The sequence below is a fragment of the Oerskovia jenensis genome (assembly GCF_016907235.1).
Lineage (GTDB): Bacteria > Actinomycetota > Actinomycetes > Actinomycetales > Cellulomonadaceae > Oerskovia > Oerskovia jenensis.
In genome coordinates this window covers 4,329,746-4,352,852 of the sequence record NZ_JAFBBO010000001.1, presented here as the reverse complement: position 1 = coordinate 4,352,852, position 23,107 = coordinate 4,329,746, and the positions used below count along the sequence as shown (strand labels likewise).

General features: G+C 70.2%; 21 protein-coding genes and 1 tRNA gene. 16 read left to right on the top strand and 6 right to left on the bottom strand.

Annotated elements, in window-relative coordinates; translation table 11 throughout:
- Positions 1–80: 80 nt before the first annotated feature.
- Positions 81–731, bottom strand: a complete 651-nt coding sequence (locus tag JOD49_RS20865; protein WP_205308616.1) for a helix-turn-helix transcriptional regulator — start codon at positions 729–731, stop codon at positions 81–83.
- A gap of 356 nt (positions 732–1,087) precedes the next feature.
- Here JOD49_RS20865 and JOD49_RS20605 point away from each other — a divergent pair, with 356 nt between their 5' ends.
- The 8 genes from JOD49_RS20605 (at position 1,088) to JOD49_RS19410 (ending at position 8,064) form a co-directional block, all read left to right on the top strand.
- A complete protein-coding gene (locus JOD49_RS20605; RefSeq protein WP_275588984.1) occupies positions 1,088–1,222 on the top strand; it encodes a hypothetical protein in 135 nt (44 codons plus the stop codon).
- 147 nt (positions 1,223–1,369) lie between these two features.
- The gene (locus JOD49_RS19440; protein ID WP_205308615.1) at positions 1,370–2,350 is read left to right on the top strand and encodes a SagB/ThcOx family dehydrogenase; all 981 of its coding nucleotides are present in this window, start codon (positions 1,370–1,372) and stop codon (positions 2,348–2,350) included.
- A complete protein-coding gene (locus JOD49_RS19435) occupies positions 2,347–3,393 on the top strand; it encodes a hypothetical protein (protein ID WP_205308614.1) in 1,047 nt (348 codons plus the stop codon). Before JOD49_RS19440 ends, JOD49_RS19435 begins: the two co-directional genes overlap by 4 nt.
- On the top strand, positions 3,390–4,766 hold the full coding sequence (locus tag JOD49_RS19430; RefSeq protein ID WP_205308613.1) for a YcaO-like family protein: 1,377 nt from the start codon (positions 3,390–3,392) through the stop codon (positions 4,764–4,766). Before JOD49_RS19435 ends, JOD49_RS19430 begins: the two co-directional genes overlap by 4 nt.
- A gap of 242 nt (positions 4,767–5,008) precedes the next feature.
- On the top strand, positions 5,009–5,515 hold the full coding sequence (locus tag JOD49_RS19425; protein ID WP_205308612.1) for a CPBP family intramembrane glutamic endopeptidase: 507 nt from the start codon (positions 5,009–5,011) through the stop codon (positions 5,513–5,515).
- Between the two features lie 119 nt (positions 5,516–5,634).
- Positions 5,635–6,144: a hypothetical protein gene (locus JOD49_RS19420; RefSeq protein WP_205308611.1), complete on the top strand. Its 510-nt coding sequence runs from the start codon at positions 5,635–5,637 to the stop codon at positions 6,142–6,144.
- Positions 6,145–6,160: 16 nt separating this feature from the next.
- Complete coding sequence (locus JOD49_RS19415) at positions 6,161–7,393, top strand: acyl-CoA thioester hydrolase/BAAT C-terminal domain-containing protein (RefSeq protein ID WP_205308610.1); 1,233 nt, start codon at positions 6,161–6,163, stop codon at positions 7,391–7,393.
- A gap of 74 nt (positions 7,394–7,467) precedes the next feature.
- Entirely contained in the window at positions 7,468–8,064 is a 597-nt protein-coding gene (locus tag JOD49_RS19410) for a TetR/AcrR family transcriptional regulator (RefSeq protein WP_205308609.1), read from the top strand.
- Between the two features lie 142 nt (positions 8,065–8,206).
- Here the strand turns inward: JOD49_RS19410 and JOD49_RS19405 are convergent, their stop codons facing one another.
- From JOD49_RS19405 to JOD49_RS19390, 4 genes are all read right to left on the bottom strand, one after another.
- On the bottom strand, positions 8,207–9,424 hold the full coding sequence (locus tag JOD49_RS19405; protein ID WP_205308608.1) for an MFS transporter: 1,218 nt from the start codon (positions 9,422–9,424) through the stop codon (positions 8,207–8,209).
- Between the two features lie 760 nt (positions 9,425–10,184).
- Positions 10,185–10,258 (bottom strand) — tRNA-Val (locus JOD49_RS19400).
- 288 nt (positions 10,259–10,546) lie between these two features.
- Entirely contained in the window at positions 10,547–11,023 is a 477-nt protein-coding gene (locus JOD49_RS19395) for a peroxiredoxin (RefSeq protein WP_307822659.1), read from the bottom strand.
- Complete coding sequence (locus JOD49_RS19390) at positions 11,013–11,426, bottom strand: DUF3052 domain-containing protein (RefSeq protein WP_205308607.1); 414 nt, start codon at positions 11,424–11,426, stop codon at positions 11,013–11,015. Before JOD49_RS19390 ends, JOD49_RS19395 begins: the two co-directional genes overlap by 11 nt.
- A 560-nt stretch (positions 11,427–11,986) precedes the next feature.
- Between JOD49_RS19390 and aceE the strand changes: the two genes are divergently transcribed.
- Positions 11,987–14,749 carry a pyruvate dehydrogenase (acetyl-transferring), homodimeric type gene (gene aceE / locus JOD49_RS19385; RefSeq protein ID WP_191789018.1) on the top strand — a complete coding sequence of 921 codons (2,763 nt, stop codon included), beginning with the start codon at positions 11,987–11,989 and terminating at the stop codon, positions 14,747–14,749.
- A gap of 208 nt (positions 14,750–14,957) precedes the next feature.
- On the opposite strand, the gene JOD49_RS19380 is transcribed toward aceE, so the two are convergent.
- Entirely contained in the window at positions 14,958–15,644 is a 687-nt protein-coding gene (locus JOD49_RS19380; RefSeq protein WP_205308606.1) for a hypothetical protein, read from the bottom strand.
- A gap of 155 nt (positions 15,645–15,799) precedes the next feature.
- Here JOD49_RS19380 and JOD49_RS19375 point away from each other — a divergent pair, with 155 nt between their 5' ends.
- From JOD49_RS19375 to JOD49_RS19345, 7 genes are all read left to right on the top strand, one after another.
- Positions 15,800–16,912 carry a PucR family transcriptional regulator gene (locus JOD49_RS19375; RefSeq protein WP_205309114.1) on the top strand — a complete coding sequence of 371 codons (1,113 nt, stop codon included), beginning with the start codon at positions 15,800–15,802 and terminating at the stop codon, positions 16,910–16,912.
- 230 nt (positions 16,913–17,142) lie between these two features.
- Positions 17,143–18,171, top strand: coding sequence for an ACP S-malonyltransferase (locus JOD49_RS19370; RefSeq protein WP_205308605.1), 1,029 nt, complete (start codon positions 17,143–17,145; stop codon positions 18,169–18,171).
- A complete protein-coding gene (locus JOD49_RS19365; RefSeq protein ID WP_205308604.1) occupies positions 18,168–19,175 on the top strand; it encodes a beta-ketoacyl-ACP synthase III in 1,008 nt (335 codons plus the stop codon). Before JOD49_RS19370 ends, JOD49_RS19365 begins: the two co-directional genes overlap by 4 nt.
- A 137-nt stretch (positions 19,176–19,312) precedes the next feature.
- The gene (locus tag JOD49_RS19360) at positions 19,313–19,561 is read left to right on the top strand and encodes an acyl carrier protein (RefSeq protein ID WP_030151686.1); all 249 of its coding nucleotides are present in this window, start codon (positions 19,313–19,315) and stop codon (positions 19,559–19,561) included.
- A gap of 109 nt (positions 19,562–19,670) precedes the next feature.
- Positions 19,671–20,915 carry a beta-ketoacyl-ACP synthase II gene (gene fabF / locus JOD49_RS19355; RefSeq protein ID WP_205308603.1) on the top strand — a complete coding sequence of 415 codons (1,245 nt, stop codon included), beginning with the start codon at positions 19,671–19,673 and terminating at the stop codon, positions 20,913–20,915.
- A gap of 248 nt (positions 20,916–21,163) precedes the next feature.
- Entirely contained in the window at positions 21,164–21,922 is a 759-nt protein-coding gene (locus JOD49_RS19350) for a DUF5819 family protein (RefSeq protein ID WP_205308602.1), read from the top strand.
- Positions 21,919–23,067, top strand: a complete 1,149-nt coding sequence (locus JOD49_RS19345) for an HTTM domain-containing protein (RefSeq protein WP_205308601.1) — start codon at positions 21,919–21,921, stop codon at positions 23,065–23,067. Before JOD49_RS19350 ends, JOD49_RS19345 begins: the two co-directional genes overlap by 4 nt.
- Positions 23,068–23,107 lie beyond the last annotated feature (40 nt).

Sequence of the window (23,107 nt, the reverse complement as noted above, 5' to 3'; positions counted from 1 at the left end):
CACGAGGCACATCCTCTTGGCCCGACGGCGTCGATCACCCACCCCGTCGGGGCGGACGGCTGGACGCGAGAAAACTCCGGCTAGTGGTCTCGCAGAACCTGGTGCGTCATGAACCATGCCGCGATCTCCGAGCGCGAACGGACCTGCAGCTTCGTGAAGAGTCGTCGGACGTACGTCTCGATGGTGCGCTCGCTGACCTGAAGCCGCTGCCCGATCTGATAGTTGGTACAGCCCTGCGCGACGAGATCGGCAACCTCGAGCTCCCTGTGGCTGGCAGGCGTCGTCGCCCGCGCAGGGTCCGCGCCGGTTCGAGGGGGCATCGACAGGGCTGCCGCGACGGCGAACGAGTCCTGGCCGAGCCGCACGACGACCCCGCTCTCCACCAGCTCCTCGAGAGCCGCGCGAATGCGCCTGTCGGAGAGGACGAGAAGAGGCTCGAGCACTGCCGGGCCGAACGGGCTGCCTGCGAATCCTGCCGCGACCATGACCGCAGTGCCCTCGTCCGAGAGGCCGTCGACGCGGTCCACGAGATCGAGAGCGCCGTCGACGCGAGCCCGCATCGCGTCGATGAACGCCCGAGCGCCCGCGTCTCCGCTCCCCCACGCGCTCCCGGTACATGCGATGAGGGCCTCGGCGAACGGGTCGAGGTCGACGAGCTCCCGCACGGCGCTCGGGGTCGTCGACGCCAGCCCGGCCCAGCCCGTCCGCCGAGCGATCGCAGTCCGCCTCACCCGCGGCCTCTCCCCCGCCGCACGGCTGGCGGCGGTGATTCGGCATCGAGAATCAGTGCGGTCGCGGCGACGACGCGCCGACCGGCATTTCCTGTCGAAAGCGTTGCGGGCGCGAACCCCACCATGATCGCCCCCTGCCCGATACACCGTTCCGACAAAGCGATTTGCTTCATTTGCGCCCTCATGGGCTATACATACAGGATGACTCGTATCACTGTCAAGAGTTCCCATGTCCGCAAATATCCGGACTAGAGGATCACAAGCGTTCGTTCCTACGGTGAGAAGGCGAAATCGCAGCATCCTCTGGATCCGAACAATCCTCGTTCGGAGGGGTGCATCTTCAAGGAGGTCAGGTCATGCGTCTCACCACCACCGAAGTCGCAGAGCAGCGCACGCTCGCCCACAACGACGACGCCGGCGTGCAGATGGTCGTTCCCGCAGGGACGACCGGAACCACGACGGCCGCCGTCGTCACCGTCGACGACGAGTAGGTCGCCGGGGTCGCTGACGGTGCCGACAACCGGCACCTGATCAGCGGGTCGGCCCCTGGGTCAGCAGATCGAGCCCAGGGGCCGGCATCCCCTTCTTTTTTCCGTCATCGCGAGACCGTAGGCAACGAGAGATCGAAGAGAGGGCCCATGCCGGACCGAATCACTCCCGAGAGCGTGCGGGCGGACGAGACGCCCAGGACCAGGAACGCCCCGGGCCTGACATCGTCGGAGCTGCGCCATCTGGCGATCAACAACGGCTACAAGACATGGCAGCCGTCGATACGAGCGACGGGCCTGCGGTCGTCCGAGCTGACACATCGCACACTCGGGCAAGGGCCGAGCAGCCGCATCGCGGAGCAGTACCTGCTCGCCTCCCGGATGGTTCGTGGCGACGTCCGGGTCCAGATCTCGACCCGGCCCTACTTCAACGACGACGGCCTACGAACGGTCTCGCTGATCGGGCAGGAGGACGTCCATCCGGACGATCTCGTCCAGCTCCCCGCCCCGACCCCGACGGACATGACGCTGAGCGAAGCGATCACGTCACGGCGCAGCCGGCGGGACTTCGTCTCGGCACCACTGTCTCTGCAAGAGCTCGCCGACCTCATCGGCCACAGCGCGGCCGAGACGGGCCGGGCGCACGTTGCGCTCACCGGCGGCGGCCAGGTCGAGCTACCTCTGTACGCCGCGGCCAACGGCGGCGGCCTCCGGCCGATCGACCTGTACGTCCTGCCACTCCAGGTCGACGGGCTCGCACCCGTCGTGCACCGATACGGCCGGAGACGACACGCGCTGGTCCGGGATCCCGCGGCCGCAGAAGCCCGACGCATCGTCGACGCGTGCGTCTCACCGCCCGACCAGGAACACCTCGCGCGCTCGTCGGTGGTGTTCATCCTGACCGGTCGGCCATGGCGATCGATGCGGAAGTACGGCGCACGCGGTCTGCGCTTCCTGTTCGTGGAGGCTGGGCACCTCGCGGCGGCCACCGGACTGACCGCGAACGCCCTCGGGCTCGGTGCGGTCGAGTGCGGGAGCCTGTGCGACGACGAGGTGCACGAGCTGCTGGGTATCGACGGGCTGTACGAGACATACATCCATTCGGTGATCATTGGAAAGAGGGCCCGGTGAGCAATACCTCCGAGAAGTACTACTCGATCAAGAAGCGGTACTCCGTCGTCGTTCACGAAGCCGATCGCATCGAGTTCCGCCAGGGGGCCTGGAATCCGACGTCCATCACGCTCACCGACGAGTCCGGATCAGGAAAGCTGGCGTCGACCATCGACCTGCTCGACGGCGCGCACAGCATCGACGCGATAGCGAGTCTCACCGTCCAGTCGATCGACGACGTGCGCGCCATCATCGATCATCTGGTGCTCAAGGAGGTCGTCTCGCTGCAGGCCGACAACTATCTCGACCAGTACATCGATGTGATTCAAGGTCGGCGCGCACCGATCGCCGTCTTCGACGGGCCGGTGGTCATCGCAGGACCGCCGGAGATCGCCGAGCCCCTGCGCACCGGCCTGGCACGCACGGTACCGGCCCTGCGTGTCACGATCGCCGACGAGGAGCACCCGTTGTCGACGATCGACCATCAGGACACCACCTGGCTCGAGGACGGGCTCGACTTCCACCGCAACGCACGGCGGTTCGAGGACCTTCGAGGGGCCTTCGTCGTCTACGCCGAGTCCGTCGCCGATCCCGTGAAGACCAGGATCGTGGATCGAGTGCTCCACCACCTGGGCACACCGTGGTTGTACGGCGTGGTCGACGGACCGTTCGTCCTCGTCGGGCCTACGACCGTTCCCGGCCGCACCCCCTCGTGGGACGCGTACGAGACGCGGATGCTGATGAACCTTCGAGAGAGCGCCTCGTACCAGGGCTACAAGAGGGCACTGGCCGAAGGGCGTGTCCGTCGCGACAAGGACTACGAGGTGCAGCCTGTTCTTGCGCAGCTCCTCGCCGCCCACCTCCTCCCGGAAGCCACGTCGTGGGTGACGACCGGAACGGCAGGCACCCTCTCGCACGCCTACACGTTCTTCGCCCCGACCTCGGAGTTCGCCGTCCACGAGATCCTGCCGCTCCCCGACAGCACTGTCGGGATGCCGGTCGCAGAGCGCGACGACTTCGAGCTGTACTTCGGGACCCGGACGCTGGAGGAGATCGCAGAATGAGCGCACCGAGCACCGTCAGGCTGTCCTCGACGGATCACCACCCACGCCTGAACCCCGGCTTCGATCGTCTGGCCCGCCGCGTCGTCAGCCCGCTCACCGGGCTCGGTCGGACCCTGGGGTTCATGATGCGCGGCAGGGACGAACCACGGATCATCGTCTCGGGGGCGCAGCTCACCGGCGTCGAGCATCTCCTCGGACGCAAGGGCGGCCTGACCTACCACATCGGTGGATGCGGCATCTTCTCCGAGGAAGCCATCATCCGCAGCGTGGGAGAGACGATCGAGCGTTACGCCCAGGTCGTCAAGCCACTCACTGCCGACTATGCCAGCATCTTCGCGACCGAGTCGGACATGGCTGAGCAAGGCCGGAGCACACTGGTAGGTGCATTCGCGCGCCCGTTCCTGGAGGACCAGTACGCGCAGCACAAGTGGGCCTACTCGCCCCTGGCGCCGGATTCCCCGGTGACCTGGACCCCGGCTCGCTCGCTCATCACGGGTAGGACGCTGTGGGCCCCGGCCCAGCTTCTCTACATCGGCTATCAGCTACGCCGCCGTGACGGAGAACCTTGGCTGAACTCCGCGGTGACCACCGGCAGCGCCGCGCACACGTCGCCCGAGCTGGCGATCAGGTCCGCACTGTACGAGCTGATCCACGGCGACGCCGCGATGGGTCACTGGTACTCCGACCGAACCGCTCCTCAGGTGCGCCTGGGCCGCCGCACCACCGCACTCAACGACCTTCTCGATCAGCATGTCGCGGGGTCCCACGTCACCCCCACGTTCCACTATCTCGAGCTACCAGGTTTCCGTGTGCACGTGACGGCGTGCGTCATGCGCAGCCGCCCAGGATCCGGCAGAGGACACAACCTCGGACTCGGCATCTCGTCAAGTCTCGAGGAGTCGCTCTACAAGGCCTTCCTCGAGGCCGCCGCCGGGGTCCAGCTCTCGAAGATGCTACGGATCTCGCCAGAGCTCGTGGACGGAGCGGTCGGGGCGCGAACCACCGACACCTCCCAGATGTTCGACCTCGATGCCAATGTCGCCCACTACGCCCGTCCCGCCGGGGCCGAGGTGCTCGAGCGAAAGTTCCCGACGGACGACGTCGTCGACAGCGCCGACCTGCCCGCCGACGGCAGGTCGGACGTACGGTCCGAGATCGATGCCGTCATCGACGGCTATGCCGACCTGGGCGCAGAGCTGGTCTTCGCCGACTGCACGACTCCTGAGGCACGACGTCTCGGCTTCCACGTCCCGAGGGTCTGGTCGCCCGACACGATGAGTCTGTGTCTGCCGAGCGCACCGCCGCTCAACCATCCACGCTTCCGAGCGTACGGGGGTGTCGCAGAGACGCTGCTACCTCACCCCTACGCCTAGCCGCCGGACGTCAGGTGATCGCCCTCACCGCTCTGGCGCTCGCGAGCCGACCACTGAGCGCGTACGTGCTCGCGTGGAGCGTCAGCCGCGGACTGAACGTGCGACCGGGCACGGTGTTCGTCGCCACCATGGCTCCCCTCGGGCTCGTGGCTCTGCTGATGCACGCCACGGTGATCGCATTCCCGGAGACGCTCGCTCTGGCGTTGGTCCAGGCTCTCGTGGGTCTTCTCCTGGGAGGAGTCATGATCCTCGCGGAGCGGACGGTCGCGCGCCGCCCGGTCACGGGCCGGGAAGGAGCCCAGTCCCCCACGTCTGTCGACGAACAGCTGCTCACCGACCCGTGCACCCGCAGTGCGCCCGGAATCGCACGCACCTACGGCAGGTGGGCCGCGCCACATCGAGCAGCCGTCCTCCGGCCGTGGTCCCTGCCCGAGCTGGCCGGCGTCGCCGTTCTGGAAGAAGTGCTGTACCGGGGCGTGGTCGTCTTTGCCGCACTGGCGCTGGACGATCCGGCCTCGTCCATCGGGCTCGTGCTCACGTCCGCCGTGCTCTTCGGTCTCTCGCACGACACGTTCGGCACGCGCCACGTGGTTCTCAAGTGCGTCCATGCCGGCGCGCTGAGCATCTCGGTGCTCGCGGCGGGCACGCTCCTTCCTGCCGTCGTCGCTCACCTCACGCTGAATGCCTGCTCCTGGGTCGAGGCGCGTCGGTGGACGCGGGCGGCGGCGCTGTCGGGGCGGGGCGCGTGACGCGACGGACAGGTGTCGACACGGCCACTTCCTCGCACCTCCTGCGTCCTGTCGTCGTGATGGCGGCTGGGATCCTCGGTTCCGCTGTCGCCCTTGCGGCAGGACGCTGGTCGCCGACCGTGTCCTCCTGGCCCGAGTCGGTCATGACCGGGCTCGGGCTCGGCCTTGCGGAGGCGACGGTGCTCCTCAACGTCTACCTCTGGGCGGGTCGGACGGCGTCGCGGGCGACGGGCTCGATCTCACGGCCGACCCCACGAAAGACCGCAGGGTGGATCTGGTCCGCCCACCAGGGCACTGCGCACCCGCTCGCCGTCGTCCAGCAGAGTTTCAGACACCTCGAGATCGGCACGGTCCTCGCAGTCGTCCTTGTCGTCGGGGAGGAGCTCGTGCTGCGTCTGGTGCAAGGACTGGCCACTCCGCTGCACGCAAGCCTCGGGATCGGAGCAAGCGTTCTGGCCGGGGTCATCCTGGCGTGGTCTGCCAGGCAACCGTGGTACCAGTCGTTGTTCACCGTCCTGTCCGCCCTCGTGTCCGGCATCGTCCACGCACTCGTGTTCGCCGCCACTGGCGATCTCCTGGTCGTTCTCACGGCCGCCGCCATGCTCTACCTGGTCCTCAAACGCCTGTAGCCGGAGGAGTGATCCCATGCTGTACTTTGCACCGCACGTGTCCTCGACGCTGATCGACGAGCCGATCACGGCGACTCTGCACGGTGTCGGCCTGGGTGAGGCCGTCGACATCCGGGTGTCCGCCCGGGATCACGATCACCGGTTGTGGTCGCAGACCTTTCAGATCCACATCGACGGGTCCCGCGCGATCGACCTCGTCCACGCTTCCCAGGCCGACGACGACCTTCCGTTCGATCCTCATGCCCTCGTCCACCAGCTGGCGCCCGAAACACCCACACGATGGACGAACCAGATCTCGAGCACCCTGCGCCCACTGACCGTGTCGATCGAGGCGCTCGACCCCGCGACCGACAGACTCCTGGCATCGACGGAGCACATCCGGGCCTTCTCGCGCCCGGACGTCTCTCGCCACGAGTGGCGAACACGCCAGACGATCGCAAACCTCTACAAGCCCGCGCAGAGCCATGACCCACGAGCAGTCATCGTCCTTCCCGGCGCCTGGGGAGGGTTCGACTGGTGCAATCAGATGGCCGCGCTGATCGCGGCGCGAGGACGACCGGCCCTCGCGCTGCCGTACTTCGACTGGAGGGGAGAGTACGGGCTGCCGACCGGCATCGCCCACATCCCGCTGGAGTATGCCCAGCGGGCCGCACGACGCCTCCACGAGGAGCCTGGGATCGATCCGCACTGGATCAGTGTGATCGGCATGTCCAAAGGGGCGGAGTTCGCCCTCGCGTGGGCCTCGCACGACCGACGGGTGAACGAAGTGATCGCGCTGTCGCCGACGCTCTACGCATGGGAGTCGGTGCGCGAGGACGGAACCCCACCTGCCCGATCCTCGTGGACCTACGCCGGGAGACCACTGCCCTTCCTGCACTTCGACGCCGACGCCGAGTTCTACGAGACGCTCGACAAGACCCTCCTGCAGAAGTTCCACGAGAGGGCAGTCGCGGCAGCACCCGACGGGTCGCCGGCCCGCCTGCCGGTGGAGGACATCACGGCCAGGACCTTGCTGATCTCGCAGGAGAGCGACACCTTGTGGCCGGCTTCGTCCATGGGCACCCAGATCGCCCAAGCGATGGACCGAGCGAGAAAGGGCGCGCAGGTCGAGCACGTCATCGCCCCGGGACGCGGTCACGCCATGTTCGCCGCTGGTGTGCCGGCCAATGGTGTCGATGCATCGCCGCGGGTCAACGGGCTCGCCCAGACTGAGATCTGGTCGCACGTCCGACGCTTCCTGCAGCTGTGACGACGAGCACCCGCCGTCGACGCGACGGCAGGCATCACCATTCCGCACTAAACGATACATGTTAGCATGTATAGATGAAGCGAACCGCTGAAGAGGCGGCGTTGACACGCCTGTCACTGCTCGACGCCGCACTCCTGGCCTTCGAGGAGAAGGGGTGGCGCGGAGCGACGTTCGAGTACGTCTCGGAACGAGCGGGAGTCACGCGCGGCGCGCTGAACCATCACTTCCGCGACAAGCAGGCACTCCTCTCCGAGGCCCTCGAGTGGGGTTGGGCGGAGTACGGGCACCGCCTGTTCGCCGACGTGGACGAGAACGCCGCGCTCGACGGAGGCGACGCGCTCGAAGGACTGCTGACGCACTTCGTGCGCCTCCTCGTCGACGACGCGAGGTTTCGAGCACTGGCGTCGACGACGGTTCTCGTCGCACCCCAGGCGTTGGGTCGCAGCGGTCAGAACGATGCCCTCGACGGCTGGCACGAACGCATCGCGCACATCGTCACGGACGCCGACCAGGTGGAAGGAAGCCTCCCGGCACAGCGGGTCGCAAGCCTCGTCCTGGTGCTGCTCCAAGGGTTCACCGTGACGGCCGTGACCCGCCCCGACGACCTACCCCGATCGGACGAGCTCGCCAGCACCGTCGCATCGCTGGTGAGGGGGCTGCTGGGTAGCTGAGGACGACCCGTCAGAGCCCCCGGCCGCGCGCCGAACGGTCGCCTGCTCCCGCTCCGGCGGACCGTCGGCGCACCCTCGGCTCCGTGCAAGGCGCGTGCCTCCCCACCCCGACGGGGCGAGGAGGCACGCTCACGACGGACTCTCAGACGCGGAGCCCCTCCTGGGGGACGCCCGTCCCTCGGGCAGGCAGCCGGGTGAGCGCCACCGAGCCGAGCACGGCAAGGATGACGGCCGTGAGGACCAGCGCAGTGGTGAACCCGGCCTGCTGCACGCCGAAGCCCGTCAGGAGCGGACCGCCGGCCAGCCCGGCAGCGTAGGCGAGGTTGTACAGCGCGAACGAGCCACCCAGCGTCGGCGGGCTGGATCGGAAGCCCTGCTCGCTGATCAAGGTGGTCGCCGGGGCGAGCAGGAGCGCCGAGGCCAGGCCGAGCAACCCCATGCCGACCCCGGTCTGCCACAGCGCGTTCGACCACCCGGTTACCAGCAGCGCAGCAGTGACGGTGACGACACCGGCCCCGAGGAGCAGGCGCGGCGAGGTCGTGGCGACGAAGCGACCGATGATCGGGTTCGCGACGATGCTCACCAGCGCCGCGATCGCGAACATCATGCCGACGAGGGTGCTGGAAGCCCCCTCCCCCAGATGTGCCGGGAGCACGGGCTGCACTGCGGCGATGACGGCGGCCCCGATGGCGATCGCGACGACGATCCCCACCGACCCTTGGACCCGCAGGACCGTGAGCGGACCAGCCGTGTCGTCGGTCTGTCGCGGCGAGCCCCCGATCAGGGCCATCAGGAGCACCAGGGCGACGAGTGCGATGACCGCAGCCAGCAGGAACGGTGACGCGGTGCCGAAGGCGTCGACGAGCACGCCCGACAACGGTGGCCCGACGAGGACGCCGAGCGAGATGGTCGACAGCGCGATACCCATCATCTGGCCGCGCTTGTCGAATCTGGTGACGGCCGCGATCAACGACAGGGCCGCCACCCAGGACATGCCACCCGCGATGCCCTGGGCCAGCCGGGCGAGCAGGAGCAGCCAGTACGGAGCACCGAGGGAGAACAGCAGGGTCGCGGCCACGAGTCCGACGAGCCCGATCATCAGTGGCGTCTTGGGGCCGTACCGATCGACGATGCGCCCGGCGAACAGGGTGGCGACGATCATCGCCACGGCGTAGGAGGAGAACAGGATGCCGGTGGCCGCCGGGCCCTGCTCGACCACCGCAGGGAGGCGCGGCAGCACCGGGATGGCGAGTCCGTGAAGGAGCATGTCAGTGAACAGCACCGCGGCCGCCACGACCGTCGCGCGGATCGGGGTGGCGTCGGAGCCGCGTGCAGGGTCGCGGCCGTGAGAGGTCGTCATGGGGAGGTTCGTCGACTTTCTGAGAGCGCACCCTGTGCCGTCGCGGCCCATCGCGACGATCGCGACGTCACGCGAGCAGGGTGCGGAGCGTTCGATGAATCGGGCCAGCGCGAGCACGCACCGCCCCCTTGCGACGGGCTCCGACACCGAGCCGGGGACCGCCACCACCACGTGCTGCTTGCAGGTTGCGCCGAGCGCACCGGCAGGGATGCGACCCGACGGCCGCACCGCGCTCGAGCGGCCCCCTCCGGACGAGGGAGCCGACGGTCGCCCGGCGGCCATCTCGCCGAGGTCGATGACTCGCCGCGTCGCGACCTGTGGAAGAGGCACCGACGGGGCGCTCGACGACCTCGGGCGAAAGCCCATCAGCCCGTCTACATACATACATGCTAACACGTACGTAACGACGCGCGGCTTCTCGACGTCGCGTCCCACGAGGCCGGGACGATGGCGCGGAGGCGCTGCGGGCATGTCCCCGCAGGGAGCGGACGGAGCACGCGCCCTCGACGGGCACGGCCAGTCACGAGGCGGACGAGCAGCACGGGGGCCCTTGAGCGCGACGAGACCGCGCTCACGACGGCTCCTGACCAGGGGTTCGCGCTCTGGTCGCAACGAGATCGCGTCGCAACGCACTCCCCGCAGACCATGCCCCGGGGGGCGGGCGTCGCCGCGGCCAGACTGGACGAGGGGTCCCGCACGACGTGCGGGTCGAGAAGCCGCCGACGTCCTTGTCGACAGCGTCTGTACGACGCACAGGGGGTGGGCCCGGAGGGACTCGAACCCCCGACATCCACGGTGTAAGCGTGGCGCTCTAACCAACTGAGCTACAGGCCCCAGAACAGCGGTGCACAGCCTACCGGGTCCTCGGCGCTGCCCGGCACATCGGCCGCGCAACGGGCATCCCGTGCCCCACAACGCGCGGGCCCCGCGGCCACCCGCGGGCGAAGCCGGCCCGAGCGTCCGGCGAACCCGCGTCCCACACCCTGAGGTCCGACACCCTGAGGCCCGGCCCCGGGCCCGTCGCACCGACGGGACGGACGCACCGGCGTGCCCGACTCGCCACACGCACCGACGGGCGCACCACGGCACGAGGCCGCGGTGCGCCCGTCGAGAGAGTGCGCGTCAGAGCTCCGCGAGCGCCGTCCGGTACCCCGCGAGGTCCCGGCGCTGCCCGCGCGGGTTCACGACGGACCACCGGACGACGCCGTCCGCGTCGATCAGGAAGCTGCCGCGGATCGCGAGGCCGCGCTCGTCGTCGAACACCCCGTACCGGCGGGCGACCTCGCCGTGCGGCCAGAAGTCCGAGAGGAGGTCGAACGTGTACCCCTCCTGCGCGGCCCAGGCCTTGAGCGAGAACACGGGGTCGCACGAGATCGCGTAGAGCGAGACTCCCGCCGTCTCGAAGTCCTCGATGTTGTCGCGGAGCTCGCACAGCTCGCTCGTGCACGTCCCCGAGAAGGCGAACGGCACGAACACGAGCAGGACGGGTCGACCACGCAGGTCCGCGAGGCGGACCGGGGTGCCGTGCGTGTCGGTGAGCGTGAAGTCCGGAGCGAGGTCGCCGGGACGGACCGTCAGCTCGGGTGCCTCAGCGGCCACGGCCACGCGTGCCGAGCTTGGTCGCGGACCAGTCCGGTGCGATCGCGAACGTGCTCGTGGCGTGCAGGCCGGCCGTGGTCGCGGCCTCCTGGAGGTCGTTGTGCCCCACGTGGCCGTCGCGGCCCGCCTTGGGCGTGAAGATCCAGATGAGACCACCGTCGTCGAGGACGGTCTGGACGTCGACGAGCATGTCGGTCAGGTCGCCGTCGTCCTCGCGCCACCAGATGACGACACCGTCGGTGACGTCGCCGTAGTCCTCGTCCACCAGCTCGGAGCCGACGAGCTCCTCGATCTCGGCGCGCAGGTCGTCGTCGACGTCCTCACCCCAACCGAACTCCTGCACCACATGGCCAGAGAGGAACCCCAGGCGTCCTGCACCCTGGGGGTCCGGCGTCGCTCCCACTTGTGTCTCTTTCCCTTCTTCGTACTGCTCGATGATCTGTGACCTGCTGGCAAAGGTAGCCCACACCACTCCCGCATGCCTCAGCAGGGGCGGGTGTCGCGCGGGCGTCTTCACCTGTGCAGTTGCACCAGTGTTGCGGTGTTCTGCACTCGGCACAACGTCAACGCACCGTCGACGCACCGTCGGCACGTCGCCGAGCAGCCTCGCGCCGAGCCCCCGGAGCCCCGCGGGAGCACCCTCGACGCGCGGCTCGCGCACCTCCGGACGCACCTCGACGACACGACGCGTCGTGCGCCGTCGGCCCCGTGAGCACCGCCTCCGCGCTCTGCGTACCGGACGCACACCCTCTTGTGTCGTGAGGATCACGCTCCCTTGCCCCCCTTGTGGTGTGACTTCCACGCCGCGGGGTAACAGAATGGTTCGACCACCCGAGAGTGTGGAGGCACAGTCGCCACCAGCGGCTGCTACCGCCGCGCAGGAGTGGCTGGAGGTGAGCGGGCACGGTGTACCGCGCCGTGATTCAATCCGAATACCGCTCCGAACAAGATATGAGGTTGCTGGTGGCTTCGTTTGACGAGACCGGACCGCTGATCAACGGTCTGCTCAGCCAAGTACCGGACATCGACCCCGCTGAGACGAGCGAGTGGGTCGAGTCCCTGGACGGACTGATCGACGACCGTGGTGGCCCCCGCGCCCGCTACGTCCTGCTCAACATGCTCAAGCGAGCACGCGAGCGCAACGTGGCGATCCCGACGTCGGTGAACACCCCCTACGTCAACACCATCGGTGTGCACGAAGAGCCGTACTTCCCCGGTGACGAGGCCATGGAGCGTCGTTACCGCAGCTGGAACCGCTGGAACGCGGCCGTCATGGTCACGCGCGCGCAGCGCCCCGGGATCGGGGTCGGCGGACACATCTCGTCCTACGCGTCCGTCGCGACGCTGTACGAGGTGGGCCTGAACCACTTCTTCCGCGGCAAGGACCACCCGGGCGGCGGTGACCAGGTCTACTTCCAGGGTCACGCGAGCCCCGGCGTCTACGCCCGCGCCTTCCTCGAGGGCCGCCTCTCGGCGGACCAGCTCGACGGGTTCCGCCAGGAGAAGTCGCACGCGGGCGGCGGCCTGCCGTCCTACCCGCACCCGCGCCTCATGCCGGACTTCTGGGAGTTCCCCACGGTCTCCATGGGCCTCGGCCCGGCCTCGGCGATCTACCAGGCGTGGACCAACCGCTACCTGCACAACCGCGGCATCAAGGACACGAGCCAGCAGAACGTCTGGGCGTTCCTGGGTGACGGCGAGATGGACGAGCCGGAGAGCCGCGGCATGCTGCAGCTCGCCGCGCAGCAGGGCCTGGACAACCTGAACTTCGTGGTTAACTGCAACCTGCAGCGCCTCGACGGCCCGGTCCGTGGCAACGGCAAGATCATCCAGGAGCTCGAGGCGCAGTTCCGCGGCGCGGGCTGGAACGTCATCAAGGTCATCTGGGGCCGCGAGTGGGACACCCTGCTCAACGCCGACAAGGACCGTGCGCTCGTCAACCTGATGAACGTCACGCCCGACGGCGACTACCAGACCTATCGTGCCGAGAGCGGCGCGTTCATCCGCGAGCACTTCTTCGGTCGCGACCCGCGCACCAAGCAGCTCGTCGAGAACATGTCGGACGACGACATCTGGGCACTCAAGCGTGGCGGCCACGACTACCGCAAGCTCTACGCGGCGTACGCGGCGGCCACGGCCCACACGGGCCAGCCGACCGTCATCCTGGCGCACACGGTCAAGGGCTACGGCCTGGGCTCGGGCTTCGCGGGGCGCAACTCGACGCACCAGATGAAGAAGGTCGGCCTGGCCGACCTCAAGACGCTGCGCGACTCGCTGCGCATCCCGATCACGGACGAGGAGCTCGACGCCAACCCGTACGAGCCCCCGTACTACCACCCGGGTGCCGACGCGCCGGAGATCCAGTACATGCAGGAGCGTCGCCGCCAGCTCGGCGGGTACGTGCCCGAGCGTCGTGCGGCACCGGCTCCTGTCACGCTGCCGGGCGACAAGACGTACGAGATCCTCAAGAAGGGCTCGGGCAACCAGGAGATCGCCTCCACCATGGCGTTCGTCCGTCTGCTCAAGGACCTCATCAAGGACAAGGAGATCGGCAAGCGCATCGTGCCGATCATCCCGGACGAGGCCCGGACCTTCGGTCTGGACTCGATCTTCCCGTCCGCGAAGATCTTCAACACGCAGGGTCAGAACTACCTCGCCGTGGACCGCGAGCTCATGCTGAGCTACAAGGAGTCCGAGGCCGGGCAGATCATGCACACCGGCATCAACGAGGCCGGTTCCGCGGCCGCGTTCCAGTCGGTCGGCACCTCGTACGCCACGCAGGGCGAGGTGATGATCCCGTTCTACATCTTCTACTCGATGTTCGGGTTCCAGCGCACGGGCGACCAGTTCTGGGCCGCGGGCGACCAGCTCACGCGCGGCTTCATCATCGGCGCGACGGCCGGGCGCACGACGCTCACCGGTGAGGGCCTGCAGCACGCGGACGGTCACTCGCCGCTGCTCGCGGGCACCAACTCGGCGATCGTCCAGTACGACCCGATCTACGGCTACGAGATCCGCCACATCGTGCGCGACGGCATCGAGCGCATGTACGGGCCGGGCAAGGACGGTCACGGCGAGGACGGGCGCGACCAGAACGTCATGTACTACCTGACGGTCTACAACGAGCCCATGCAGCAGCCGGTCGAGCCGGAGGACGTGGACGTCGAGGGCATCCTGCGCGGCATCCACCGCATCAAGGTGTCCGAGGCGTCGGGCCCCAAGGCGCAGATCCTCGCCTCGGGCGTGGGCGTGCCGTGGGCGCTGGAGGCGCAGGAGCTCCTCGAGAAGGACTGGGGAGTCTCGGCGGACGTCTGGAGCGTCACGAGCTGGAACGAGCTGCGCCGCGACGGCCTGGCCGCCGAGCAGGACGCGTTCCTCAACCCGGCCGCGACGCCGCGCGTGCCGTACCTGACGGCCAAGCTCCAGGGCGTCGAGGGTCCGTTCGTCGCGACGAGCGACTACGACCACCTCGTCCCCGACCAGGTCCGCCAGTGGATCCCGGGCGACTACGCGGTGCTCGGTGCGGACGGCTTCGGCTTCTCCGACACGCGTGCGGCGGCCCGTCGTCACTTCAAGATCGACGGCCCCTCGGTCGTGGTGCGCGTGCTCCAGCAGCTCGCGAAGCAGGGCAAGGTCCCCGCGGAGGCCTCGGCCCAGGCCATCGAGAAGTACCGTCTGATGGACGTCACGGCCGGCACGTCCGGCAACGCGGGCGGCGACTCCTGATCGTCTCCCACCCGTAGTGCCCGACGGCGCCGCTCACCTCTCCAGGTGGGCGGCGCCGTCGGCGTCGGGGGGCTGGGGACGCCCGCGGACCAGGCACCGGGGGAACACGGTGCCCGTCCTCCCCCGCGGTCGCCGCACGCGATGCACCAGCCCGGACCGGGTGGACGCCACGCCGTCGGGCGTCCGGGGCGAGGCGTGCCGGCGGGACCTACGTCCCCGAGCGGTGCTGCTCGGCCTGCGCGATCGCGAGCGTGAGCTCGGACTGCAGCGGCGCGACGAGCGCCGCGTCCGGGTACATCGCGAGGGACGCGAGGTGGTGCTTGGCCTCGAAGATGCGGTCGGCCTCGATCGCGGCCAGGACGAGCTGACGGCCTGCGGCCGGCGTGTGCTCCTTGGCCCGCCAGTGCCCCACCCCGAGCCCCAGGGCCTCGACCGGCAGCCCCGCCTCGCGCAGGATCTCCATGCTCTCGGCGAGGGCCAGACCCGACGGGTCGCGCTCGGCGGCCGTCGCGAACCGGCGCAGCGCCGCTTCCTGGTCGTCCTCGAGCGAGAGCCGGCCCAGCTCGACGAGCGGGTACCACCCGCGCGGGTGGCCGGCCAGCTCCTCCGCGAGCGCCCAGACCGCGAGGTCGGCCGCGCGCTGCTTCTCGCTCTCGTCGGCCGGGGCCGCGAGCGGGTCGGCCGACACGTGCGACTCGGCCGCACGGCGCCGGACGATCTCGGCGAGGGCCTGAAAGGCCCGCTCGTCGTTGGGGTCGTCGGAGAGCATGGCGCGCAGCGCGTCCTCGTGCACGGTGTCACCGCGGCGCTCGGCGCTCGTCGGACGACGCGCGCCCACCGTCGACGCCGAGGACGGGCGTCGCATGAGCTGTCGGAGTCGGGGCATGAGGGCCATGGATCGACACTAGCGGCTCCGGTGCGCCTCGCCCCCGGAAGGTCACACAGCGCGGGTCCAGGTTTTGTGGACTCCCCACAACCACGCCGTATGCTCGGGACGTGCCGATCACGGGGAACACCGACAACCTGCAGCGACTTCGGGACGGCAGCGGGATGCTGGCCGCCGCGGCCCTGCGACGCCTCGACGAGGACCTGCCGTGGTACCGGGCGCTGCCTGCCGACGACCGCTCGTACGTGGGTCTCGTCGCACAGTCGGGCATCACGGCGTTCGTGACCTGGTACGCCAACCCCGCCTCCCCCCCGCACGGGGTGAGCGAGATCTTCGCCGCGGCGCCCTCCGAGCTGACCCGGTCCATCTCGCTCCAGCACACCCTGCAGCTCGTGCGGATCGTCGTCGAGGTCGTCGAGGCGTACTCCGACCGGCTCGCGATCCCCGGCGGCGAGCGCGACCTGCGCGAGGCCGTGCTGCGCTACTCGCGCGAGGTCGCGTTCTCGGCCGCCGAGGTCTACGCACGCGCCGCCGAGGTGCGCGGCGCGTGGGACGCGCGCCTCGAGGCCCTCATCGTCGACGCGCTCATCCGCGGCGACGGCGACGACTCGCTGCGCTCGCGCGTCTCGGCGCTCGGCTGGGGCGGGCACGGTTCGACCCTGGTCATGGTCGGGACCGCGACGTCGGCCCTCGACGACCTGCGCACGGCCGAGCTGCGCCGCGCGACCCGACGAGCGGCCGGGGACGCGCTCGTCGGCATCCACGGCGACCGTCTGGTCCTGGTCCTGGGCGGGGCGGGCGACCTCCAGGCCGCGGCCGCGTCGCTGCTGCCCCGGTTCGGTCCGGGACCGGTCGTGATCGGCCCCACGGTCCCCTCGCTCGACGACGCCGCCCGCTCTGCCCAGGCCGCGCTCGCGGGCCTGGCCGCCGCCCCCGCGTGGCCCCAGGCCCCCCGCCCGGTCCTCGCCGACGACCTGCTCCCCGAACGGGTCCTGACGGGCGACACGACGGCCCGCCGCACCCTCGTGGTCCAGGCGTACCGCCCGCTCCTGGAGAGCACGGGGGCGATCCTCGAGACCCTGTCCGCCTACCTGGGGACAGGACGCTCGCTCGAGGCCGCCTCGCGCAGCCTGTACGTGCACCCCAACACGGTCCGCTACCGCCTGCGCAAGGTCGCCGAGATCACGGGCTGGGACCCGCTCGACGCGCGCGAGTCGTTCGTGCTCCAGGTCGCGCTCGCCCTCGGGCAGCTCTCGACGGGTCCCGCGGGCAGGTGACGACCCGCCGGCCCGGCGGGTGACCGGGCGTCGCCCCGGGGGCGGCCGGGCCGCTGCCCGGGTGCGGGCCGGCCCGGTGCTGGGTGCGGACCGGGCGCACGAGCGGGCGCCGACCGCTCGTGGTGCACGACGCCATCCCGCGCCTCTTGTAGGTTCGGTACAAACGGCCCGGACAAGGTTGGTGCGCGTCGTGACGTCACGCCGGGTCACCCGGTTGACACAGTTGACGGGTGCTAGCCGTCTTGTGCCCTGGACAGGGCTCCCAGTCCCCCGGAATGCTCGCCCCCTGGCTCGAGCTGCCCGGGGTCCCCGCGCAGCTCGACGCGTTCTCCGCCGCGTCCGGCCTCGACCTGCGTGCCCACGGCACCGAGTCGGACGCCGACACCATCCGTGACACCGCGGTGGCGCAGCCGCTCATCGTGTCGGCCTCGCTGATCGCGCTGCGCGTGATCCTCGAGGGACGGGACGCGAGCGAGGTCGCGGACGTCACCGCTGGTCACTCGGTCGGCGAGTTCGCCGCCGCCGCCGTCGCGGGCGTGTTCGAGGACGCGGCCGCGGTGGGTCTCGTGACGGCCCGGGCCCGCTTCATGGCCGAGGCGGCCGCCGCGACCCCGACCGGCATGGCCGCCGTCGTGGGTGGTGACCCCCAGGAGGTCCTCGCGGCGATCGAGGCCGCGGGCCTGTGGCCCGCGAACGTCAACGGTGGTGGCCAGGTCGTCGCCGCGGGCTCGCTCGAGGGCATCACGGCCCTGGGGGCCAACCCACCTGCCAAGGCACGCGTCATCCCGCTCCAGGTCGCGGGCGCGTTCCACACCCCGTTCATGCAGCCCGCGCTCGACGCGTTCGCCCCGGTCGCGGCCGGGTGGGACGCCACGGACCCGCGCCTGCCGTTCCTCTCGAACGCCGACGGCGCCCCGTACGCGACCATCTCGGGCGCGGAGTCCGGTGGCCTGTTCGGGGTCAAGGAGGACGTGCTCTCGCGCCTGACGGCCCAGATCGCGGCCCCGGTCCGCTGGGACCTGTGCCAGGAGACGCTCGCGGCGCTCGGCGTGACCGCGATCCTCGAGCTCGCCCCGGGCGGTGTCCTCACGGGCCTCGCGCGCCGCACGCTCCCCGGCATCGAGACCGTGGCGGTCAAGTCGACCGCCGACGTCGACAAGGCGCGGGACCTGATCGCGCGTCACAGCGACGCGGGCGGTGCCTCGTCGACCGCTGGTGCCGGCGGCGCCCCCTCCCCCGCCGCGGAGACCACCGCGTGAGCGCCCTGACCATCCGCCAGGCCGCAGGCGCGGAGTACTCGCGCATCCTCGGTATCGGCGGGGTCCGGGGAGAGAACGTCGTGACGAACGACGACCTCGCCGGGCCGATCGACTCCTCGGACGAGTGGATCCGTCAGCGGACCGGCATCGTCACGCGCCGTCGTGCGGGCGCCGGGGTCGACGTGCTCGACCTGGCGGAGGGCGCCGCGCTCAAGGCGATCGCCGCCGCGGGCCTCACGGGGGCCGACGTCGACGCGGTCCTGTTCGCGACCACGACCTACTTCCACCAGACGCCCGCGGCGGCCGCGGTGCTCGCGGACCGGATCGGCGCGACCCCCGCGGCGGCGTACGACGTCTCGGCCGCGTGCGCGGGGTACGCGTACGGGATCGCCCAGGCCGACGCCCTGGTGCGTTCGGGCGCCGCGCAGCACGTCCTCGTCGTGGGCGCGGAGAAGATGAGCGACTTCGTCGACCCGACGGACCGCACCATCTCCTTCCTGCTGGGCGACGGCGCCGGCGCGGCGGTCGTCGGGCCCTCGGACACGCCGGGCATCGGCCCGACGATCTGGGGCTCGGACGGCGGCAAGGCTCCCGCGATCCGCCAGACCCACGCGTGGTCGGACCTGCGCGAGAACCCCGAGCTCGGGTGGCCGACCCTGCGCCAGGACGGGCAGACCGTCTTCAGGTGGGCCGCGTTCCAGATGGCACCGATCGCCGAGAAGGCGCTCGCCGCCGCCGGTGTGACCGCGCAGGACGTCCAGGCGTTCATCCCGCACCAGGCCAACATGCGCATCATCGACCAGATGATCAAGCAGCTGGGCCTCCCCGAGTCCGTCGCGGTCGGCCGTGACATCGCGGAGACCGGCAACACCTCGGCCGCCTCGATCCCCCTGGCGACCGAGCGACTGCTCGCCGAGGGCAGGGTGCGGTCGGGAGACCTCGCGCTGCAGATCGGGTTCGGCGCCGGGCTCGTCTACGCGGCGCAGGTGATCGTCCTCCCGTAGGGGAGAATCATCCTGTCCGTCCCCCGGCCCGTGGTCCCCGCAGGCCGGCCAGGGCGGACGACGCACGACCCTTTCACTGTTCCACAGCAAGTTCCCGGTGCCGGACGGCCCCGGCACCCATCACAAGGAGAAACCCCATGGCTTACACCGAGCAGGAAGTCCTCGCTGGACTCGCGGAGATCGTCAGCGAAGAGACCGGCCTCCCCACGGACGCCGTCCTCGCCGAGAAGTCCTTCACGGACGACCTCGACATCGACTCGCTGTCGATGATGACGATCGTCACGCACGCCGAGGACAAGTTCGGCGTCCGCATCCCCGACGAAGAGGTCAAGAACCTCGCGACCGTCGGCGACGCCGTGTCCTTCATCACGGGCGCTCAGGCCTGATCCTGCGATCTGCGCCGGGTCCTGTGGACCCGGCCGGTGCGGGCCGGCGGTCGACGAACCGCCGGCCTGCCCGCCCCCTCTTCTTCCCCCTCAGACACCTGGAGATGCCATGACCTCCCTCCGCGACGTCGTCGTCACCGGCCTCGGCGCCACCACGCCGCTCGGTGGGGACGTGGCCTCCACGTGGGCCGCCGCCCTCGCCGGGCAGTCCGGCGTCAGCCCGCTCGAGAACGACTGGGCCGAGCGCTACGAGATCCCGGTGACGTTCGCCGCCCAGATCAAGGTCAAGCCCGAGGACGTCCTCGCCCGCCCCGAGACCAAGCGCATGGACCCCTCGACGCAGTACGCGATGATCGCGGCGCGCGAGGCCTGGGCGGACGCGGGCAGCCCTGAGATCGACGGCGACCGCCTGGGCGCGGTCGTGTCGTCGGGCATCGGCGGCATCTGGACGACCCTCGACGGCTGGGACACCCTCAAGGAGCGCGGCGCCCGGCGCATGCTGCCCATGACGGTCCCCATGCTCATGCCCAACTCCCCCGCGGCGTACGTCTCGCTCGAGTTCGGTGCCCGCGCCGGCGCGCACGCGCTCGTCTCCGCCTGCGCGTCGGGTGCCGAGGCCATCGGCTACGGCATCGACATGATCCGTGCGGGCCGTGCGGACGTCGTCGTGGCCGGCGGCACCGAGGCCACGATCCACCCCATGCCGATCGCGGCGTTCGCGGCCTCGCGCACGCTCTCGCTGCGCAACGACGACCCGCAGGGCGCGTCGCGTCCCTACGACGTCGACCGCGACGGGTTCGTCATCGGTGAGGGCGCGGGCATCGTCGTCCTGGAGAGCGCCGAGCACGCCGCGGCGCGCGGGGCACGTGTCTACGCCCGGATCGGCGGCGTGGGCCTGTCGGCCGACGCGTACCACATCACCTCCCCGGACCCCGAGGGTCGCGGGCAGGTCGCGGCGATGACCCGTGCGCTCGCCGAGGCGAAGGTCGAGGCGCGCGACGTCGTGCACGTCAACGCCCACGCGACCTCGACCAAGGTCGGCGACCTCACCGAGACGCGCTCGATCCGGACCGTGCTGGGCGACGACGCGGACCACGTCCTGCTCTCGGCGACCAAGTCCATGACCGGTCACCTGCTGGGTGGTGCGGGCGCGCTCGAGACCATCTTCACGGTCAAGGCCGTGCACGAGCGCCTGGCTCCCCCGACGATCAACGTCGCGCAGCCGGACCCCGAGCTCCAGGTGCCCCTGGTGCGCGACGTCCCGGCCGAGCTGCCCGCGGGCGACATCGCCGCGATCAACAACTCGTTCGGGTTCGGCGGGCACAACGTGGCCCTCGTGGTGACGAACGCCTGACCCTCTCCCGGGCGCGAGCGCCCGGGACCCGACGACGCCCGGTGGTGCGGTGGACCTGGTCCTCGCGCCACCGGGCGTCGTCGTGCCCGGGGCAGGCCGCCGAGACGTGGGCGGACCGGTGCGGGCACGGGTCCGGGACCCGCGGCGGACCCCGGACCCGTCGGGCGCGGGGTTCCGTGGAATCGTTAGCACCGGTTATCATTCCTCGAACGCGGTCGTTCGGGCCGTCCTCGATGTGGAGGTACACGGTGAGCTCCGCGGGTTCCCGCACGGTCGCACAACGCGCCGCCCTGGTCGTCGTGGCCGCGCTCGTCGCGTTCCACATGTTCTCGACGTTCCTCTGGGCCGCGCCCACGTCGGCGATCAACGAGAAGGCCTCCCCGGTCACGTCCAAGCACATGTATCCGCTGTTCGCGCAGAACTGGCAGATCTTCGCGCCGGACCCGCAGTCGGTCGACCTGCGTGTGTGGGTGCGCGCGACGACCAAGGACGCGGACGGCACGGAGACCGTCTCCGAGTGGGCGAACCTCGGGGACGTGTTCAACGAGCAGGTGCGGCACCAGATCCTGCCGACGCGGACCTGGCGGATCCCGGTCAGCATGAACCGCTTCTACACGACGTCCTACAGCACGCTGGAGGGCCAGCAGCAGGCCGTGGTCCACGGGGACCACGTCTCGGCCGACGGCGACAGCGGTCGCCAGGACCTCACCAAGGCTCTCCTGGGGACGGGCATGAGCGTGAGCAGCATGGACGCGTACCTGCTCTCGGAGGACTCGCTGTACGAGTTCGGCACCCTCGCGGCCATGGACCTGTGGCCGGACGGCGAGGTCGTGGCGGTCCAGATGAGCACGTCGACGCAGGGCGTGGTCGCGTTCGAGCAACGACTCACCCCGGGGATCCAGCGCCCCGAGGAGCAGTTCACCCGGCTGGGGTGGCGCGACCCGTCGCCCGTGACCCCGGAGGCCCGGGCCGGGTTCAGCGGCGTCTTCGGAGGGTGGGTCTCATGAGCGGCGACACCGGCGCCACGGGCACGACCGGCCTGTGGACGAGCGCCGTCGGCTGGCTGCGCGACACCTGGAACGCGGGCGAGTCCTGGATGCTCGACTCGCGCAAGGCGTCCTACGGGGTCGCGGTGCTGCGCATCGGCTTCGGCCTGATCATCGCGGTGCAGCTCGCGGCCAACTGGGGAGACCGCAGCCTGGCCTGGGGGGCTGGGCGCACCTTCGCGCAGGGACGCGTCGAGGTCGACGAGTTCCCGTCCTGGCTCGACACGTTCTTCAACGGCTCGGCCCCGCCCTGGGCGTTCGACCTGCAGTACCTGGCCCTGATCGTCCTCGCGGTGCTGCTGGTCCTGGGCTGGCGCTCGCGCATCGTGATCCCGGTCCTGCTGGTGCTGTACATCGCACTGTTCCGGACCAACGCGTACATCGGTGACGGCGGCATCCAGCTCCTGCGCATGGTGCTGCTGTACATGGTCTTCGTGGACACGTCGGGCCGGTGGTCCCTCGATGCCCGACGGCGGCGCGCGGCCGAGGCGGCCGGCAAGCCCTCGTGGTTCGCGTCCTGGGCCTGGCTCGCGACCCTGCTGCACAACGGGGCGGTCGTGCTCATCGCGTTCCAGATCTTCGTGGTCTACGTCGCCTCGGCCATGTACAAGATCCAGGGTGGGATGTGGCAGCACGGGACCGCGATCTACTACGTCTTCCAGCTCGACGAGTTCTCGACCTGGCCCGCGGTGACCGAGGTCATGGGACGGTCCGGGGTGCTGATCGCGATCCTCAGCTACAGCGCGGTGTTCGTGCAGCTCTTCTTCCCGTTCCTGCTGCTGCGACGCTCGACCCGCATCCTCGCGCTCGTCGCGATCACGGGCATGCACCTCGGTATCGGGGTGCTCATGGGTCTCATGTACTTCTCGATGACCATGATCGCCATCGACGCCATCTTCATCCGGGACGTGACCTACCAGGCCGTCGAACGCCGTCTGGCCCCCGTGCTCCGACGCTGGTGGGACCGTGCCCGGCGGCGCCCGGCCACCTCCCCCGCGGAGCCACCGACCGTCCCCGCTGCCCGCACGGGCGACCTCCAGCCCGTCGGCGCCGTCCCCAGCCCCCGGTCCGACGGTCCGGACGGCTCCGCGCCGTCCGGACCCTAGACGCGCGATGCCTGCCGGTTCCTAGTAGCCGGCAGGCATC

Bases quoted from the DNA above. Each gene is read 5' to 3' on its own strand.
- JOD49_RS20605 (WP_275588984.1), top strand. From the start codon at position 1,088: ATGCGTCTCACCACCACCGAAGTCGCAGAGCAGCGCACGCTCGCCCAC.
- JOD49_RS19440 (WP_205308615.1), top strand. From the start codon at position 1,370: ATGCCGGACCGAATCACTCCCGAGAGCGTGCGGGCGGACGAGACGCCC.
- JOD49_RS19430 (WP_205308613.1), top strand. From the start codon at position 3,390: ATGAGCGCACCGAGCACCGTCAGGCTGTCCTCGACGGATCACCACCCA.
- JOD49_RS19425 (WP_205308612.1), top strand. From the start codon at position 5,009: ATGATCCTCGCGGAGCGGACGGTCGCGCGCCGCCCGGTCACGGGCCGG.
- JOD49_RS19415 (WP_205308610.1), top strand. From the start codon at position 6,161: ATGCTGTACTTTGCACCGCACGTGTCCTCGACGCTGATCGACGAGCCG.
- JOD49_RS19410 (WP_205308609.1), top strand. From the start codon at position 7,468: ATGAAGCGAACCGCTGAAGAGGCGGCGTTGACACGCCTGTCACTGCTC.
- JOD49_RS19405 (WP_205308608.1), bottom strand. From the start codon at position 9,424: ATGACGACCTCTCACGGCCGCGACCCTGCACGCGGCTCCGACGCCACC.
- JOD49_RS19380 (WP_205308606.1), bottom strand. From the start codon at position 15,644: ATGGCCCTCATGCCCCGACTCCGACAGCTCATGCGACGCCCGTCCTCG.
- JOD49_RS19375 (WP_205309114.1), top strand. From the start codon at position 15,800: ATGCTGGCCGCCGCGGCCCTGCGACGCCTCGACGAGGACCTGCCGTGG.
- JOD49_RS19360 (WP_030151686.1), top strand. From the start codon at position 19,313: ATGGCTTACACCGAGCAGGAAGTCCTCGCTGGACTCGCGGAGATCGTC.
- fabF (WP_205308603.1), top strand. From the start codon at position 19,671: ATGACCTCCCTCCGCGACGTCGTCGTCACCGGCCTCGGCGCCACCACG.
- JOD49_RS19345 (WP_205308601.1), top strand. From the start codon at position 21,919: ATGAGCGGCGACACCGGCGCCACGGGCACGACCGGCCTGTGGACGAGC.